Annotated in this window: 15 protein-coding genes and 1 pseudogene; 2 read left to right on the top strand and 14 right to left on the bottom strand. The window is 67.0% G+C overall.

Annotated features, from left to right (window positions below):
- Nucleotides 1-336: ABATE domain-containing protein (locus tag NV1_RS24235; protein ID WP_174557474.1), on the bottom strand; the 336-nt coding region annotated here is incomplete at its 3' end.
- A gap of 103 nt (nucleotides 337-439) precedes the next feature.
- Here NV1_RS24235 and NV1_RS24230 point away from each other — a divergent pair.
- Nucleotides 440-1,613 (top strand): annotated as a pseudogene (locus tag NV1_RS24230) (epoxide hydrolase family protein).
- A 78-nt stretch (nucleotides 1,614-1,691) separates the two neighbouring features.
- On the opposite strand, the gene NV1_RS24225 reads toward NV1_RS24230, so the two are convergent.
- The 3 genes from NV1_RS24225 to NV1_RS24215 all read right to left on the bottom strand — a co-directional run bounded on the left by NV1_RS24225 (nucleotide 1,692) and on the right by NV1_RS24215 (nucleotide 4,219).
- Nucleotides 1,692-2,324 carry an MBL fold metallo-hydrolase gene (locus NV1_RS24225; RefSeq protein WP_067895586.1) on the bottom strand — a complete coding sequence of 211 codons (633 nt, stop codon included), beginning with the start codon at nucleotides 2,322-2,324 and terminating at the stop codon, nucleotides 1,692-1,694.
- Nucleotides 2,321-3,406, bottom strand: coding sequence for an S-(hydroxymethyl)mycothiol dehydrogenase (locus NV1_RS24220; protein WP_067895601.1), 1,086 nt, complete (start codon nucleotides 3,404-3,406; stop codon nucleotides 2,321-2,323). The genes NV1_RS24225 and NV1_RS24220 overlap by 4 nt, the downstream gene beginning before the upstream one ends.
- Nucleotides 3,407-3,481: 75 nt before the next feature.
- Nucleotides 3,482-4,219 (bottom strand): glucose 1-dehydrogenase, encoded by a 738-nt coding sequence (locus NV1_RS24215; protein ID WP_067895584.1) that lies wholly within the window; start codon nucleotides 4,217-4,219, stop codon nucleotides 3,482-3,484.
- 115 nt (nucleotides 4,220-4,334) lie between these two features.
- Here NV1_RS24215 and NV1_RS24210 point away from each other — a divergent pair, with 115 nt between their 5' ends.
- Nucleotides 4,335-5,411 carry an NAD(P)H-dependent amine dehydrogenase family protein gene (locus tag NV1_RS24210; protein ID WP_067895581.1) on the top strand — a complete coding sequence of 359 codons (1,077 nt, stop codon included), beginning with the start codon at nucleotides 4,335-4,337 and terminating at the stop codon, nucleotides 5,409-5,411.
- A gap of 63 nt (nucleotides 5,412-5,474) precedes the next feature.
- Here the strand turns inward: NV1_RS24210 and NV1_RS24205 are convergent, their stop codons facing one another.
- The 10 genes from NV1_RS24205 to NV1_RS24160 form a co-directional block, all read right to left on the bottom strand.
- Nucleotides 5,475-6,080: a hypothetical protein gene (locus NV1_RS24205; protein WP_067895578.1), complete on the bottom strand. Its 606-nt coding sequence runs from the start codon at nucleotides 6,078-6,080 to the stop codon at nucleotides 5,475-5,477.
- Between the two features lie 38 nt (nucleotides 6,081-6,118).
- Nucleotides 6,119-7,075: an MlaD family protein gene (locus tag NV1_RS24200; protein ID WP_067895575.1), complete on the bottom strand. Its 957-nt coding sequence runs from the start codon at nucleotides 7,073-7,075 to the stop codon at nucleotides 6,119-6,121.
- On the bottom strand, nucleotides 7,072-8,169 hold the full coding sequence (locus NV1_RS24195; protein ID WP_067895571.1) for an MlaD family protein: 1,098 nt from the start codon (nucleotides 8,167-8,169) through the stop codon (nucleotides 7,072-7,074). Before NV1_RS24195 ends, NV1_RS24200 begins: the two co-directional genes overlap by 4 nt.
- Nucleotides 8,166-9,299: an MlaD family protein gene (locus NV1_RS24190; protein WP_245713890.1), complete on the bottom strand. Its 1,134-nt coding sequence runs from the start codon at nucleotides 9,297-9,299 to the stop codon at nucleotides 8,166-8,168. The genes NV1_RS24195 and NV1_RS24190 overlap by 4 nt, the downstream gene beginning before the upstream one ends.
- Nucleotides 9,269-10,288, bottom strand: coding sequence for an MlaD family protein (locus tag NV1_RS24185; RefSeq protein WP_084525724.1), 1,020 nt, complete (start codon nucleotides 10,286-10,288; stop codon nucleotides 9,269-9,271). Before NV1_RS24185 ends, NV1_RS24190 begins: the two co-directional genes overlap by 31 nt.
- An 8-nt stretch (nucleotides 10,289-10,296) precedes the next feature.
- Nucleotides 10,297-11,301, bottom strand: a complete 1,005-nt coding sequence (locus NV1_RS24180; RefSeq protein ID WP_067895568.1) for an MlaD family protein — start codon at nucleotides 11,299-11,301, stop codon at nucleotides 10,297-10,299.
- Nucleotides 11,301-12,359, bottom strand: coding sequence for an MlaD family protein (locus NV1_RS24175; protein WP_067895565.1), 1,059 nt, complete (start codon nucleotides 12,357-12,359; stop codon nucleotides 11,301-11,303). Before NV1_RS24175 ends, NV1_RS24180 begins: the two co-directional genes overlap by 1 nt.
- Nucleotides 12,360-12,363: 4 nt before the next feature.
- Nucleotides 12,364-13,227: an ABC transporter permease gene (locus tag NV1_RS24170; protein ID WP_067895562.1), complete on the bottom strand. Its 864-nt coding sequence runs from the start codon at nucleotides 13,225-13,227 to the stop codon at nucleotides 12,364-12,366.
- Nucleotides 13,227-14,105 carry an MlaE family ABC transporter permease gene (locus NV1_RS24165; RefSeq protein WP_084525723.1) on the bottom strand — a complete coding sequence of 293 codons (879 nt, stop codon included), beginning with the start codon at nucleotides 14,103-14,105 and terminating at the stop codon, nucleotides 13,227-13,229. Before NV1_RS24165 ends, NV1_RS24170 begins: the two co-directional genes overlap by 1 nt.
- A gap of 372 nt (nucleotides 14,106-14,477) precedes the next feature.
- Nucleotides 14,478-15,542, bottom strand: a complete 1,065-nt coding sequence (locus tag NV1_RS24160) for an enoyl-CoA hydratase/isomerase family protein (RefSeq protein WP_067895559.1) — start codon at nucleotides 15,540-15,542, stop codon at nucleotides 14,478-14,480.
- Nucleotides 15,543-15,659 lie beyond the last annotated feature (117 nt).

Here is a 15,659-nt window from a genome sequence, read left to right as displayed (position 1 = left end):
GAGCCGCCACTGGCGGGTGCCCTCGGGTGTCAGGATGGCCGCGGCCCGGCCTTCGATGCTGCGGCCGTTGATGATTCGGACCGCTGACGCGGGAAGTGCTGCTCCGATCGCCGCCGCCGTCGCGGCGACGTGAATCGATTCCCGTAGTTCCCGGGCGAGTTCGAGCTGGGCGGTGGTGCAGGACTCCACGGCGAGGCCGTTCACGGTCAGCCAGTCGACGAGTCGCCGGGGCGTGGGAATGCGCTCGACAGGATCGCCCTGACGCTCCGAGAGAGTCCCCGTGAAGCTGGTCGCCAGCACGCTACCCAGGCGAAAGTCGGGGAACTCGGCAGGCATGGAACCATCTTAGCCGGTTGCGGGCCGACATGTGCACATGTTAGAACCGTCTCAGCCGGTTCACGACAGATGGTAGCCGGTTCCGCGACGGCCAGGAGGTCCCATGTCCCGTCCGACCAGCGAGGTACAAGCATTCGAAGCCCGCGCGTCCGATGCCGATCTCGACGATCTGCGCGCGCGGCTGGCCGCGGCGCGGCTCCCGGAGGCGGAGACGGTCCGGTGCGCCGCGCCCGATCCGAGCCGATGGGATCAGGGCGTTCCCCTCGCCGATCTCATCGAAGTCGTGAATTACTGGCGCACCGAATACAACTGGCGCTCGTTCGAAGAGCGCCTCGACCGGATCGGCCAGTTCCGCACGACCATCGACGATCTGGGAATCCACTTCCTGCACCGCCGATCCGCGCGCGGACGCCACGCCGCTGATCCTGACACACGGCTGGCCGGGCAGCATCGCCGAGTTCATCGATGTGGTGGACGAGCTGGCGGATCCGAAAGATGCGGGCGCACCGGCATTTCACGTCGTGGCGCCGTCGCTACCGGGCTTCGGTTACAGCGACAAGCCGGCCACCACCGGGTGGGGAATCGAAAAGATCGCCGCAGCATGGGCGGAACTGATGGAAAGGCTCGGCTACCACAGGTTCGTGGCCCACGGCGGCGACTGGGGAGGTGTGATCACCACGGTCCTCGGCGGCCGGTTCCCGGAACGCGTTCTCGGCATCCACACGCTGACCGCGCAGGCGCCGCCCGGAACCACAACGGACGGTCTGACGACGATCGAGCGCACCTGGACCGAGGAGACTCGCGATTTCTGGGGCGGCCCCCGCGCGGCGTACGCGAAGCAGCAGGCGGCCCGCCCGCAGACCATCGGCTACTCGCTCGTCGACTCACCGGTCGGGCTTCTCGCCTGGATTCTGGACAAGTTCGCGGAGTGGACCGACACCGAGGACAGCCCGTTCGAAACGATTTGCAGAGACCGCATTCTCGACGACGTCACGTTGTACTGGCTGACGCGCAGCGGCGCGTCGGCGGCCCGCATCTACTACGAGAGCCACAACACGCTCGATCCCGAACTCCGGGTGGACGTCCCGGCGGCGATCAGTGTGTATCCCCGTGATATCGAGAAATGTCCGCGCCCCTGGGCCCAGCAGCGGTACCGGCAGATCGTGCGGTGGAGGTCACCGGAAACCGGGGGACATTTCCCGTCGCTGGAGGTTCCCGAATATTTCGTCCGGGACCTGCGAGAGGGCCTCGCGGCAGTGCTTGCCGCCAATCGGTGAACGCGGCCGGACCCGGAGTAGTACACGAGCAGCGCGCATTCCGGGCCCGGACGTGAGATGTCTTGCGGCGGTGGGGAATCAGTGCCCGCGTGCGATCCACTCCGCCAGATGCGGACTCTCGGCGCCCAATTCGGTCGTATCGCCGTGACCGGTCCGGACGATGGTCTCCGGAGGAAGGACGAACAGCTTGTCGCGGATGGAGCCGATGATGGTCGGGAAGTCCGAGAACGAGCGCCCGGTAGCGCCGGGCCCGCCCTGGAAAAGGGTGTCACCGCTGAACAGCGAACCCAGCTCCGGAGCCCACAGGCAGATCGAGCCGGGGGAGTGCCCCGGAGAGTGCACGACCTGTAATTCGGTGCCCGCCACCGGTATTCGCATACCATCGGACAGCGGGCCGAAGTCCAGTTCGGGATACACCGCGCGCCACAGCATCTCGTCGCCGGGATGCAGCAGGACCTGCGCTCCGGTCTCCGCCGAGAGCCGCTGGGCCGCGCCGATGTGGTCGTTGTGCCCGTGCGTGCACACGATCGCACGCACCGTGCGATCACCGACCGCCGCGAGGATCGGGGCCGCGTCGTGCGCGGCGTCGACGATCACGACCTCGCTGTCGTCCCCGGCGATCCAGATGTTGTTCTCGACCTCCCAGCTGCCGCCGTCGAGGTCGAAAGTGCCCGCGGTGACCACTTTCTCGATGCGCGCGCCGGAACTCACAGCGTGACCACCGAACGCAGCACCTTACCGGACTTCATCGTGGTGAAGGCCGCCTCGACCGCGTCCAGTCCGATCCGCTCGGAGACGAACGCCTCCAGTGGCAGGCGGCCCTGCCGGTACAGTTCGATCAGCGTCGGGAAATCGCGTTCGGGCAGGCAGTCGCCGTACCAGGAGGATTTGAGCGATCCGCCGTGTGAGAAGAAGTCCAGCAGCGGCATCTCGAGTCGCATATCGGGGGTCGGCACACCCACCAGCACCACGGTTCCGGCCAGGTCGCGGGCATAGAACGCCTGCTTCCAGGTCTCCGGCCGGCCGACCGCGTCGATCACGACATCCGCGCCGAAACCTCCGGTGAGCTCTTGAATTCGCTCGACCGCGTCCTCGGTGGCCGCGGCGACGGTGTGCGTCGCGCCGAGCTCGGTCGCGGTGGTCAGCTTGGTCTCGTCGCGGTCCACGGCGATGATCGTGGTCGCGCCGGCCAGGCGTGCGCCCGCGATGGCCGCCGCGCCGACGCCGCCGCAGCCGATGACGGCGACACTGTCGCCGCGCCCGACGTTGCCGGTGTTCATCGCCGCACCCAGACCGGCCATCACACCGCAGCCGAGCAGACCCGCGACGGCGGGATCGGTCCCGGAATCCACGACGGTGCACTGGCCTTCGTGCACCAGGGTCTTGTCGGCGAACGCGCCGATGCCCAGGGCCGGGGTGAGTTCGGTGCCGTCGGTGAGGGTCATCTTCTGCTCGGCGTTGAAGGTGTCGAAGCAGTACCAGGGACGGCCGCGGCGGCACGCGCGGCAGCGGCCGCACACCGCACGCCAGTTCAGGATCACGAAATCGCCGGTCTGGACGTGAGTCACCGAGTCTCCGGCGCGTTCCACGACTCCCGCGGCTTCGTGGCCGAGCAGGAACGGGAAGTCGTCGTTGATCCCGCCCTCCCGATAGGTCAGATCGGTATGGCAGACGCCACACGCTTGCACGCGCACGACAACCTCGTGCGGCCCGGGATCGGGTATGACGATGTCGACCAGTTCGACCGGCGCTCCGGTTGCACGAGCGATGACACCGCGGACGGTTTCGGTCATCGTCACCACCTTTCCCACGGCATGAGCACGGATTCGGATATTGCGAAAGTCATCGTAGCCTCCGGGCCGAGGCGCTCAGGCCTTGTGCGGAACCGCGGTGACCAGGCCGCCGTCCACGATGAACTCCGAGCCGGTGGCATAGGAGGATTCGTCGCTGGCCAGGAACAGTACGAAGGTGGCGACCTCCTCGGGCTGCGCCGGGCGGCCCAGCGGGATGGTCACCAGATCGTCGGGGATGTTCTCGGTCATCGGCGTCCGGATCAGGCCCGGGTGCAGGGAGTTCACCCGGATCTTGTGCGGGGCCAGCTCGAGTGCCGCGGATTTGGCCAGACCGCGCACGCCCCATTTCGAGGCGACGTAGCCGTGCGCCCAGGGCGCGCCGCGCAGGCCCTCGATGGAGGAGACGTTGACGATGGATCCGCCGCCCGCGGCGATCATCGGCTCGACCACCGCGCGCATACCCAGGAACGTGCCGGTCAGGTTCACATCCAGGATGCGCCGCCACTTATCGATGTCGAACTTCTGCAGCGGCCCGCCGTTGACGATTCCGGCATTGTTCACCAGGACGTTCAGCAGGCCGAACTCCCGCTGTGCGAGTGCGACCGCGGCGTCCCACGCCTCCGGATCGGACACGTCGAGGTGAATGAAACGTGCCGCGGCGCCGAGTGATTCGGCCAGCGCCTTACCCTCGTCGTCGAGGACGTCGCCGATGACGACGCGCGCTCCCTCGGCCACCAACAACTGCGCGTGTGCCGCGCCCATCCCTCGAGCGCCGCCACTGATGAGGGCGACTTTGCCGTCTACACGTCCCATGGCGGCCACGCTAACATACAAACTAGAACCTGTTCCAGACTACTGTCCGGAAAACTGACCGGACTCTGCCCGCGGTATACGCAACCCGCGGCGACCTGCCCTCGAGGAGAGATGTATGCCCATTCGCGTCGCCCACATCGGCACCGGCAATGTCGGTCGGCTGGCCCTCGCCGGATTGATCGAGAGTCCGCGTTACGAGCTGACCGGGGTGTGGGTGTCCACGCCGGAAAAGGTGGGCAAGGATGCCGGAACCCTTGCCGGACTGGATGTCTCGACCGGAATCAATGCGGTCGACTCGATCGACGAGCTGCTGGCCACCGAACCCGGGTGCGTCGTGTACTGCGCGATGGGCGACACCCGCATCCAGGAGGCGATCGCGGACTGCCGCAAGATCCTGTCCGCGGGCGTGAACATCGTCGGCTCCTCGCCCGGACTGCTGATGTATCCGTGGCAGGTGCTGCCGGACAAGTACATCGACCCGGTGCAGGAGGCCGCCAAGGAGGGGAACGCCAGTCTGTTCGTCACCGGTGTCGATCCGGGATTCGCCAACGATCTGCTGCCGCTGGCGCTGGCGGGCACCTGTCAGACCATCGAGCAGGTGCGTTGTTCGGAGATCGCGGACTACGCCACCTACGACGGGGCGATCGTCATGTTCGACGTGATGGGTTTCGGTAAACCGCTGGAGGAGGTGCCGATGTTGTTGCAGCCCGGTGTGCTGAGTATCGCGTGGGGTCCGGCGATCCGGCAGCTGGCCGTCGGTCTGGGCGTCGAAATCGATTCGATCACCGAGGAGTACGAGCGGATTCCCGCACCCGAGGCGTTCGACGTCGCGGCCGGGCGGATCCCGGCGGGTGGCCTGGCGGCGCTGCGTTTCCAGGTGCGCGGGATGGTCGGCGACGCGCCGGTGATCGTCGTCGAGCACATCACCCGGTTGCGCGAGGATCTGTGCCCGGACTGGCCGCGACCCGCGCAGGCGGGCGGGTCCTATCGGGTCGAAATCACCGGTGAGCCCAACTATCTCGTGGACATCTGCCCGACCAGTCGCAAGGGCGACCACAATCACGCCGCGATCGTCGCGGCGGCGGGCCGGATCGTGAACGCGATTCCTGCGGTGGTGGCGGCCGAGCCGGGTATCCGTACGACGCTGGACCTGCCGCTGATCGGCCGGCCCGGCGTCATCGCACCGCGCTGAGCCGTACGGCCGTACGGCGGTGGCGCGCCCGCCAGCCCTGGGCGCACCACCGCGGTACGGCCGTCACTTGGTGGGCAGCGCGTTTTCCAGGCCGCCCACATCGGTGATCTTCCAGCCGGAATCGCGGTCGATCGTCAGCGAGTAGGTCACCGTGGTCTGTGCGCCGTCGGGGGTCTGCGCACTGGTCGAATTGACGTTGAGGTAGACGTTCACCTTGTAGATTCCGCCGGACTCGGACGTCACCGCCGCGGACAGCGGTGTGGCCTTGGAGGTCCACTGCAACGGCAGCAGGATCTGCTCCAATTGTGGTGCGGTGGCATCGAATTTGGCAGACAGCTGCGGATTCGTGCCGTCCTTCAGTCGCGCGATCCAGCCCTTCACGTCGTGGTAGTCGATGGTCGACGCGCCGACCGCGTACTTCGAGGCGATGTCCTGCGCATGTATGTCATCGGCCGCGCGGGCATCGGTGTCCGCGATGGTCGAGCGCGCGGAGAAGTACAGCCAGCCGAAGACGACCGACACCACCAGCAGCGCGATGATCATCAGCCCGGTGAGCACAGTGGACAATCGGATGGCCAGGGTGAGCGGTGCGCGTGGCTCGGCTGCGGTTTTCCCCGCCGCATCGGCCGGAGCCTTCTCGTCGGTCTTCTCATCTGTCGCGGTGCCCATGTGTTCTCCTCTTGCCGGGCCGGTATCGGTGCTGCCCGTCATTTGAGCTGGATCCGGAAATGCAGTGTGCCGTCGGGACTCACGCCCTGTAGCGCCTGACCGATCAGTGCGCTGATATCGAGTCGCGGCGCGTGTGCCACGGCGTTGGTCACCACCGGTTGCAGTGCCGGAGCCAGCGGTGCGACGCCGGGCCCGATCTTCTGCAGCAGCGCGGTCAGATCGCTCAGGAACGGGGTGAGTCCGGTTCCGCTGAAATAGGCTGGGACAGGACGTTTTCCGGACAGGATCGACCCCGATTCGACGATCTCGGTCAGCGAGGTGCCGAACAGCCCGAGCTGCGGTCCGGCGGTGGTCAGCGACGGGCCCATCCAGGCCATGTCACCGCCCATCGCCTGCATATCGGCGAACAGCCGCCGAGTCGCGTCGGTGCGGCTCAGCAGTGTGGCGGCCAGCAGATCGGTGGATCGCCGCAGGGTCTGCATCGCCGCGTCGGTTCCGGACAAGGCGGTGTCGAAAGTACCGACCAGATGCGAAATCGCCTCGGGGTGAAGCTGGTCCAGCAATTGCACCAGTCGCGCGGACAACGCCGTGATGGTCATCGGCATGTGGATGCGATCGGCCGCGAGGACTTGACCGTCGCGCAGATACGGCCCGCCGCGGGTGGTGGGCGAGAATTCGATGTACGGCTCGCCCAGCGCGGAGAGTTGCTCGATGTGCACCGCGCTGGCTTCGGGAATCCGATACCGGTTGTCGATCCGCAGCCGCACCAGGACGCCGGTGGCCTGTTTGCTCACCGTCTGGGTGCGGCCGACCTGTACACCGTCCAGTAGCACGGGAGAGTTCGGGCCGAGGCCGCCGGAATTGTCCAGCCGCATATCGGCGGTGAGGTAGCCGCGCCGCGGATCCAGATGCAGCACGCCCACCGCCATGTAGGCCACGCCCAGGACGAGCACCGCCGCGATGGCGGAAAGTGACACTGCCGCACGGACATTCATCGGACGACTCCGATCATGCGCAGGGTATCGATGATGCGTCCGGTCTGCTCGTCCGGTGACATCGCCGAGGCGGACGACGGGCCGACCGAGACGCCGACCATATTGATCTTCGGCCCGCGATCCACGAACGGGATGATCTTGTTCTGGATGAGGTCGGTGAGTTTCGCGAAATTGGACGGCGAGCCGGTGTCCAGCGGGTGCGCGCCGAACAACATCGGCACGAACGCGCGGACCGACCCGTCGGCCGAACTCAGGACCGGACCCAGCCATTCGGCCGCGGGCCCGACCGGGCCCAGGGCGGTGAGCACGAAGATGACGCCGATCTCGGCATTCATCACATCGGTCGTGTGCTGCACCCCGTACGGGGTGAGCAGGGGATCCAGTGTCGAGGTGTGCTTCAGCAGCCCGTCGTCGACGGTGGACTGAATACCGTTGATCACCTCGTGGATCGAATCGGTGTGGTCGGCCAGGTCGCCCAGGTCCGAGCCGAGGGTTCCGGCGATGCGTGCGGTATCGGCCGGATCGCGCGGCATGACACCGTTCATCTTGCGGACGATGTCCTGGATGTCGGTGATCGCACCGCTGCCGACGAAGGTGGACAGCCGCGCGAGGATGTCCTCGATCGGCGGGGATTGTCTCGAATCGGCAAGCGGGATGGTGGAATTCGGCGCGATATCCCCGGAATGTGCTTGTGCCGGTTCGGTGAGCGCGATGTGCACATCACCGAGCGGAGTTTCCTGCCGCAGTTCGGCGGTGGTGCCCACCGGTAGTTTCGTCGAGGAGCCGATGTCGACATCGGCGATCACGTATCCTTTGCGCGCGGGCCGATTCGGCGCTGCCGGAACGGGATTCACCAGGGTCACATGGGTCAGCTGCCCCACCCGCACGCCGTCGGCGATCACCTTCGCGCCCTGCGGCAGGTTGAGCACATCGGCGAATTCGATGCGCAGACGATAGGTCGGACCGCCGACGCCCGTGCCCGGGACGGGGATGTCGGCGGGCTGGAAGTCGCATGCGCCGCAGGCCACCGCGAGGGTGGTGGCCAAGAGCGCGTGGGCGGCGAATCGGCGGACGGGCAGGGCCGGTCGTCTCATCTCGCACTCACCGCCGCCAGGAGTGCGGGCAGTGCGGGCACGGTCACCGAGCCGTTGGCCGCGGTGTGGCAGCGCTGCCCGGTGATGGTCTGTATGGCCGCGCACAGTTGCGTCGTATTCTGCTGTGGCAGAGCAAGTTCAGGTGGCGCGTAACCGATGGTGAACTGCCCGCTGGCCGGATCGATCGCACCGGCGAACCCGCTGGCGATACCCGGGGCCATGCGGATGATGTCGGCGAGCGAGCCGACTCCGGCGCTGATCAGCCGGGCCAGGTTCGGAATCGAGTCCAGCGCTTTCAGCGCGGGCGAGCCGAACATCATGATCACGTCGTTGAGCTGGGGCAGGACGTTGATCAGGGCGGTGACCAGCTGCACTACCGGCGGGAAGGCCAGAGTGTTGATATCGGTGAAGGTCCTGGTCAGACCGGTGACCGAGGCCTGGACCATGGGCCAACCGCTGCGGGCGCGATGTGCCAGATCGGTCAGATCATCCAGGAGCTTGCCGATATGGCCGATCGCCGCGTCCGGTGCGCTCAGCGCCCGGCTCAATTGCATGATGAGGGCGTTGATCTGGTTTCCGGTGCCGGAGGTGGCGTGGTCGAGCGCGTCCAGGCCCGATCCGATGGCATCGCGCTGGGCTGGATCGTTCGCTGCGTCGAGTTGATCGGCCAGCGCGGCCAGCGCCTCGAAGGTCTGGGAAAGACTCTTGGGCGTCAGGGTTTTGGTGATGCATCTGCTCGGATCCCAACCCGCACCCGAGGGTTCGTCACCGATCAACGCCAGATTCCGGTCGGCGATGAGGGTATTGCTGATCGTCACCGCGCCGACGTCCGGGGGGAGTTTGCGATCGGCTCGCACGGTGAAACGCACTCGGGCCGTTGGGCCGTCGGGTTCGATACCGGTTACCTTGCCGACCTGCACACCCATCACGGTGACGGCGCTGTCCTTGTACAGGCCGACGCTGTCGGGCATATCGGCGCAGTAATTGCGTTCGGCCGGAGCGGATTTCGCGAGTCTCAGCCCGACGCCCGCCACGACCACGAGCACGACGATCACAACGGCGGACATCAACCCGCGCGAGCCCAGGACCTTGGCCAGCATCAGCATCCCCCGCCCGGAATCGGCACGCACACATCGGAGGTGGTCGCCGCGGACTGGTCCACCGTCACACCCTTACCGGATTCGGTGAACGGGACGAGGCGTTGTTCCAGGGTGCGCAGCGAATCCAGCAGCGTGTTCATCCGCCCGCCGAGTTCCCGCAACTTCGGGATCGCATCGGCCAGCGGTTGCGCGCGCTGCTTCAGCGAGGCATCCCAGGCCCGCCCGAGCGGGCTGAAATCCTGCAACACTTCCGCCAGACCGTGCAGTGCGTCGCTGATCTGATCGCGGTTGTTCGCCACGAGCACCTCGAGGGTGCGCAGGGTGGTCAGAAGCTGGGCCAGCACATCGGAATTCGCGTTGAGCGCGGTGAGGTACTCGTCCGCCAAGGACAGCGTATGCGAGATGTCCGCGTTCTGCCTGTCCATGATGCCGACCAGGTCGCCGACCGCGTGGATCGCGCTGCGCAGCGAATCCGGGCTCGCGTTCACCGAGGTGGTCAGCGCGGCCAGATCCTGCCGGACGACGTTGCCGTCGGTGTGCTGGACCGGCGTCACCGCATCCTGGAACGCCTGAGTCAGGTTGTAGGGCAGGATAACTCGTTGCGCGGGGATGACCTTCGACCCGAGCGGCTGGGTTCCGGCCGGTTCGACGGCCAGGTAGTAGCCGCCGACGATGGTCAGCATGCGGACCCCGAGGGTGGTCTGATCGCCGAGGAACACGTTGTCCCGCACGGTGAATGCCATCCGCACTCGATCGCGCAGCAGGGTCAGCGAGGTCACCTTCCCGACCGGAATTCCGGCGATCCGCACATCGTCGCCGGTGCGCACCGAACCGGCCTCGGTCAGATCGGCGGTGTAGGTGCGCTCGGGCGTGGTGCCGACGATGTCGAGCACGCCGATCGCCGCGACCAGGACGAGCGCTCCGCCGATACCCGCGATACCCCACCGCAGATCGCGTCCGCGTTCGCTCCCGCCGCGTTTCACCGCACGGAAATGGCTGGGGCGCAGAGTATTTCGCATCTTCGTGATCATCGATGACACAGCGTGATCCTCTGTCCGGCGATGAGAACCGCGAGCGGAGCGGGGGCGACGGCGAGGCCGTGCGAGCAGGTCATCTTCGCATCGGGTCCGGTCGGCGGAACGGTCGCGGCCAGAGTCTGGACGAGTCCGGGCAACCGGCCCAGAACCGCGGTGGCCTGATGCGGATCGGGCAGTGCCCGGCGCAGCAGTGCGTCGAGATCCCTGTTGCTGTCCCCGGTGACGCCCAGCACGCGCAGCATGTCCCGCAGCGGGCGCAGCACGGGCGGGATCGTCATCGCGAACTGGATCAGGCCGGGCAGTTTCTCGGTGATGGTGACGAACAGTTCGGTCAGATTGGTCATCAATTTCATTGCGTTGCCGGACTTTCCGGCCATATGTTGCGAAATCTGCGCGAAGTTGTGCACCAGCGTCGACAGCACCACCTGGCGGTCCGAGGCGTAGTGGCTCAGCTTGTCGATCGCGCCCAAGGCCGGGCCCAGTCCGGTTCCGTCCCCTTGGACGACCGCGAGCATGCTGGTCGCGAACTGGTTCAGATCGTCGGGCGACATCTGCGCCAGCACCGGTTGCAGGCCGTTGAACAGCGTGGTGACGTCGAAGGCCGGAACCGTCTCCGCGGTGCCGAACACCGCCTTGGTATCGCGACGAGCGCCCGGCTGATCAGGCTGCTCGATATCGAGATAGCGGAATCCGGTGAGGTTCTGATAGCGGACGGCGATCTTGGTGTTCGCGAACAGCGGATGGCCGCGGGTGACCGTGAAATGCACGCGGGCGAGTGTCCCGTCCAGGTCGACGTCGTGCACCTTGCCGACCTGAACGCCGTAGAGCCGAACGTCGTCGCCGAGCCGCAATCCGTTCGCATCGGTGAACATCGCGGTGTACGTATCGGTGTCGCCGCTGACCGGCCGCTCGATCAGCCGGAAGACGCCGATCAGCGCGATGACCATCACGAGTACCACCACGGACACTCGGATCATCAGGGAGCGGGTCGGCATCAGCGCCCTCCTGCGGTGGGGTGATGGGCGAGTGCGGCGGCCAGGGGCGCGGCGAGCCCGGGGACGGTGTCCAATTCGACACGGGTGTTCAGCACCGGACCGGAGGGGGAGTGGTGGAACGCGCCGTCGAGCCGAGAGATCAACTGGCTCAACTGTTCTCCCGACAGAGCCGGTGTGCTGACCGTGCCGGAGAGCTGATTCAGGATCAGGCTCGCGAGCGGGATGAATCCGCCGAAGTAGTTGTGTGCGACCCCGAAGGTCTGCGTGACGACCGGCAGCAGTTGGGTCTGCACATTGCCGAACATCCGGGTGAACCGGGTCAGCTCCTCGGTGGTCCGCAACTGCGGATTGGTCAGATCCGACCGCAGCAGCTCCATCGCGCCGGACAGCATCGGCGGTATCCCGTGCAGCGTCGAGCCGAACTGGGTGAGCAGGAACGATGGTGGGAGCCGCTGGGTTTCGGTGAAGGAGCGGGTCGTGCTGCCGATCGCCTGCATGAGCGGGGTGAACGCGCTGATGTCACGTGACATTGTGCTGAGTAGCTGTGCGAGCCTGGGGGTGAGCACATCGTTGGTGAGCGTTCCAGTGGATTCCAGCAGAGCGGCGAGGGTCGCATCGCTGATCCGGTCCGCGTCGCGGCCGGTCAGATCGACCGTCGAACCGTTGCTCAGCGTTGTCCCGCCGTGTGCGGAATTCAGTTGCAGCGCAGTGATTCCGAACAGGTTCCCGGGGGAGTAGTCGACGGTGAGCGCATCGGTCAGGCCGAACAACTGCGAGCGCAGCAGGCTCAGTTCGATGCGCTGGCGGCCCTGACCGGCGATGGCGACCGAGCTGACCGAGCCCACCCGGACTCCGTCCAAGCGCACATCGGTGCCGTGGTCGATGCCCTCGCCGACGCGGTCGGTGATCAGGGCGACGTGGATCTCGTCGGCCGGAGGGGAGTTCGGCACGACCCGCCAGGCGATGAGGATCAGCAGCACCAGGACCACCGCGCCGATGCCGAGAATTCGCGCGCGGCGTGGCCCGACTTCGGTGCCGGGCAGAGCATAGGCAGGCATGGCGTCACCCGGTGAACGTGATGGGGGACTGGAAGCCCCACAGGACGATGGTTGCGAGCATGTCCAGCGCGATGATCGACACCAGGCTCGCCCGGATGGCGCGGCCGGAGCCGATGCCGACGCCCTCCGGGCCACCGGTGGCGAAAAAGCCTTGGTAGCAATGGATCAGGACGACGGCGATGGCGAACACCAGCACCTTGATGGTCGCGGCGATGACATCCCAGCCCAGCACGAACTGGTCGAAATAGTGGTCGTAGGTGCCGGCCGGGGTGCCGTGGATGGTGGTCACGATCAGCTCACACGACAGGTAGCTCAGGATCAGCGCGACTACGAATGCCGGTGCGACAGCAACGATTCCGGCGATGACGCGGGTGGTCACCACGAACGGCACCGACCGCACGCCGAGTGATTCGAGGGCGTCGATCTCCTCGGAGATGCGCATCGAGCCGATCTCGGCGGTCATCCGGCAGCCGGCTTGGGCGGCGAATCCCACTCCGGCGGCGATGGGGGCGAGCTCGCGGGTGACGCCGAACGCGGAGATCAGTCCGCTGAGCTGGCCGAGGGAGAGCAGATTCAGCGCGCTGTACGCCTCGATGCCGATGGAGGCGCCCATGGCCGCGCCGAGCAGCAACATCAGCGGGACGACGCCGCCGCCGATGATCACCGAACCGCGGCCCCAGGTCATATCGGTGATCACGGAGATGGTCTGACGCCGATAGTGCACCAGGGTGTACGCCAGCGAGGCGAACACCTGCCAGATGAATCCGATGACGAATCCGATGGATTCGACCGGGCCCAGCGGATCGACCTGCCGCCGGAGCCGATTGATCCGCCGCAGGCCGACCGGCGAGTACGGAGTCGCGGTCATCAGGCCATCCTCACCGGGAAGAACATCGTGACCACCTGTGTCACAGCGGTATTCAGGATGGTTACCGCGGCGATCGACATGACCACGGCGGCGTTCACGCCGTCGGCGACTCCGCGCGGGCCGCCCTTGGCCTCGAGCCCGCGCTGGCAGGCGATGACCACGACCAGGAACCCGAAGATCAGTGCCTTGATCAGCGAGACCCAGATGTCGATCGGTGCGGTGAACGAGCCGAACGACGCCCAGTAGCTGCCCGGTGTGACGCCGAGGGCGGTGACCGCGACGGCGAACCCGGAGGCGATGCCGACCACGATGATCAGGATGTTGAGGATGGGCGCGACCAGCATCATCGCCGCCATACGCGGGACGACCAGGCGTTGGACCGGGTCGATGCCCATGACGCGCATGGCATCGACCTCCTCGCGCACGGTGCGGGCGCCCAGATCCGAGGCGATGGCGGCGGATCCCGCGCCGCCGAGCATGATCGCCGCGGCCATCGGCGCGCCCTGTTTGATCACCCCGAGCCCGCCCGCCGCGCCGATCATGGAATCCGCGCCGAGCTGGGAGACGATATTGCCGACCTGGGTGGAGACGATGACGCCGAACGGAATGGCCATCAGGATGCTCGGAATCGCGGTCACCTTGATGAGAAACCATGCCTGCGTGAGGGTTTCGTGTGTCTGGAAACGCATCCGCACGGCGTCGGCCGTCCCGATGCGGATGGCGTCCACGCCCGTGCGCAGCGCGCGGCCGAGGGTGGCCAGACTGGACAGGACGGTGTCGGAGAAATTGCGGCGCAGGGCCGCTGCGGCTTTCGGCGAAGACGCGGCGGGTGGGGTGTCCGAAGCCTCGGGATGCGTATCCAGATCAGTGGTCGACATCCAACCTCCCTGTCCGACCGTATTGCCGTACCCGAGCCATGCGGCCGAACCTACCATATGATCTGGACCACATTCCAGACATCAGTCCGGATACGTGCTCTGTTTACCGGGCGCGAGTAGGTTCGCGAATTGCCGATATGGGACAAACAATCCAAATCTGCTCCGGAACAGCGCAGATCTCGGACGGCGACGCGTCGGGAGCCCGTGCGATCACAGGGAACTTCGGGTGACTTCCCGGCAGCGAGGCAGTGTTGTTCGATTCCGGCGCAGCGTCCGTGCCGTCGGTCTCACAATGTCGATGCGGTCCGCGGCGGCCGGTTCGATCGTGGGCGCAATCAGTCCTCGAGGCCGCCCAGGCCCGCGGCGGTCAGCTCAGATCCGCTCATCGACCAGGCCCCAGGCGAGCGCGGTGTCGATGCCGATGTCCCGGCCGGTGAGCGCGAGAAATGCGGTGCGCCAGCGGCCGATCCGGTGGGTGATGCCGACCGTGCCACCGGCCCCGGGCACGAGTCCCATGGACAGTTCGGGCAGCCGGATCCGGGTCGCCTCGGCGGCCTGTACGCGGCTCGCGAACGAGGGCACCTCGATACCCGCGCCGATGCACGCACCGTGCAGGACCGCTCGCACCCGCGGCGCGAGGCGATGCACCGCGAGTGCGGCGCTCTGCTGTAGTCGAACCAGGTGGGCCGCGGAAACGTCCGTCGCGGTGCCGAATTCATCGAGATCCCCACCGCTGCAGAAGGATCGGCCGTTTCCGCGCAGTACTATCTCGCGCACCGATTCGTCGTATTCGGCGATCGCGAGTCCGGCGAGCACGCCGTCCCGCACGGCCCGGCCGAACGCGTTGTGCCGATCCGGGCGGTTCAGGGTCACTGTCAGCGCGTCGCCCGCGCGGTCGAGCAACACCGGATCCGCTACTTCGGGAACGGCCCGTCGCGGCCGTCCTGCCCGCCAGGCCGCGAATTCCGGACCGGCCAGCAACATCGAATAGGCCAGCGATTCGGCCACGAGCCCGTCCGCGACGCACGCACGCGAGGTCACCTCGAGCAATCCCGCGAGGGTCAGTGCCGCGCGGGGTGCGGCGGTGACGGTGGCGGTGATATGAGCCAGGTCCTCGGTGGTTCCGGGCGTCCAGGCGCGTCCGGGGCCGTCCGGGGCGAGCGTGCAGGTCAACGCCTCGAGCACCGGTGCGGCGGCAGCGGTGAGCGGCGTACGGCTGAAGCCGACCGCGACGACGGTGCGCCGCCCGAGTGCGGCTACCGCCGCCTCGGCGTAGCCCCACTGGTCCCGGTTCAGGTCGACCACGATCACCGGGGTCGACGGAAGGCTCGTCTCGTCCACGACGAGGTCGGCCGCGCCCGCCGCGATGTCGGCGAGCCCCGCGGTCGGCACACCGTTGCCTCGATCGGTCCCATGCGCATCGACGGAAGCCACCATGGCATCGACTTTTCCACAGCGGCGGGACATGGTCCGGACCGCCCGGCGGACATGAGCATTCCCGGCCGGCGATGCGGCCATCCCCATCACCAATAGCTATCACCTGGTTGACGGCGG

Source organism: Nocardia vaccinii NBRC 15922, assembly GCF_001613305.1.
In the GTDB taxonomy this organism is placed as follows: Bacteria; Actinomycetota; Actinomycetes; order Mycobacteriales; family Mycobacteriaceae; genus Nocardia; species Nocardia vaccinii.
Note: the sequence above shows the minus strand (reverse complement) of the source record. Positions and strands in the feature narration are given on the sequence as shown.

Bases quoted from the DNA above. Each gene is read 5' to 3' on its own strand.
- NV1_RS24220 (WP_067895601.1), bottom strand. From the start codon at position 3,406: ATGACCGAAACCGTCCGCGGTGTCATCGCTCGTGCAACCGGAGCGCCG.
- NV1_RS24215 (WP_067895584.1), bottom strand. From the start codon at position 4,219: ATGGGACGTGTAGACGGCAAAGTCGCCCTCATCAGTGGCGGCGCTCGA.
- NV1_RS24210 (WP_067895581.1), top strand. From the start codon at position 4,335: ATGCCCATTCGCGTCGCCCACATCGGCACCGGCAATGTCGGTCGGCTG.
- NV1_RS24205 (WP_067895578.1), bottom strand. From the start codon at position 6,080: ATGGGCACCGCGACAGATGAGAAGACCGACGAGAAGGCTCCGGCCGAT.
- NV1_RS24200 (WP_067895575.1), bottom strand. From the start codon at position 7,075: ATGAATGTCCGTGCGGCAGTGTCACTTTCCGCCATCGCGGCGGTGCTC.
- NV1_RS24195 (WP_067895571.1), bottom strand. From the start codon at position 8,169: ATGAGACGACCGGCCCTGCCCGTCCGCCGATTCGCCGCCCACGCGCTC.
- NV1_RS24185 (WP_084525724.1), bottom strand. From the start codon at position 10,288: ATGCGAAATACTCTGCGCCCCAGCCATTTCCGTGCGGTGAAACGCGGC.
- NV1_RS24180 (WP_067895568.1), bottom strand. From the start codon at position 11,301: ATGCCGACCCGCTCCCTGATGATCCGAGTGTCCGTGGTGGTACTCGTG.
- NV1_RS24175 (WP_067895565.1), bottom strand. From the start codon at position 12,359: ATGCCTGCCTATGCTCTGCCCGGCACCGAAGTCGGGCCACGCCGCGCG.
- NV1_RS24170 (WP_067895562.1), bottom strand. From the start codon at position 13,227: ATGACCGCGACTCCGTACTCGCCGGTCGGCCTGCGGCGGATCAATCGG.
- NV1_RS24165 (WP_084525723.1), bottom strand. From the start codon at position 14,105: ATGTCGACCACTGATCTGGATACGCATCCCGAGGCTTCGGACACCCCA.
- NV1_RS24160 (WP_067895559.1), bottom strand. From the start codon at position 15,542: ATGGTGGCTTCCGTCGATGCGCATGGGACCGATCGAGGCAACGGTGTG.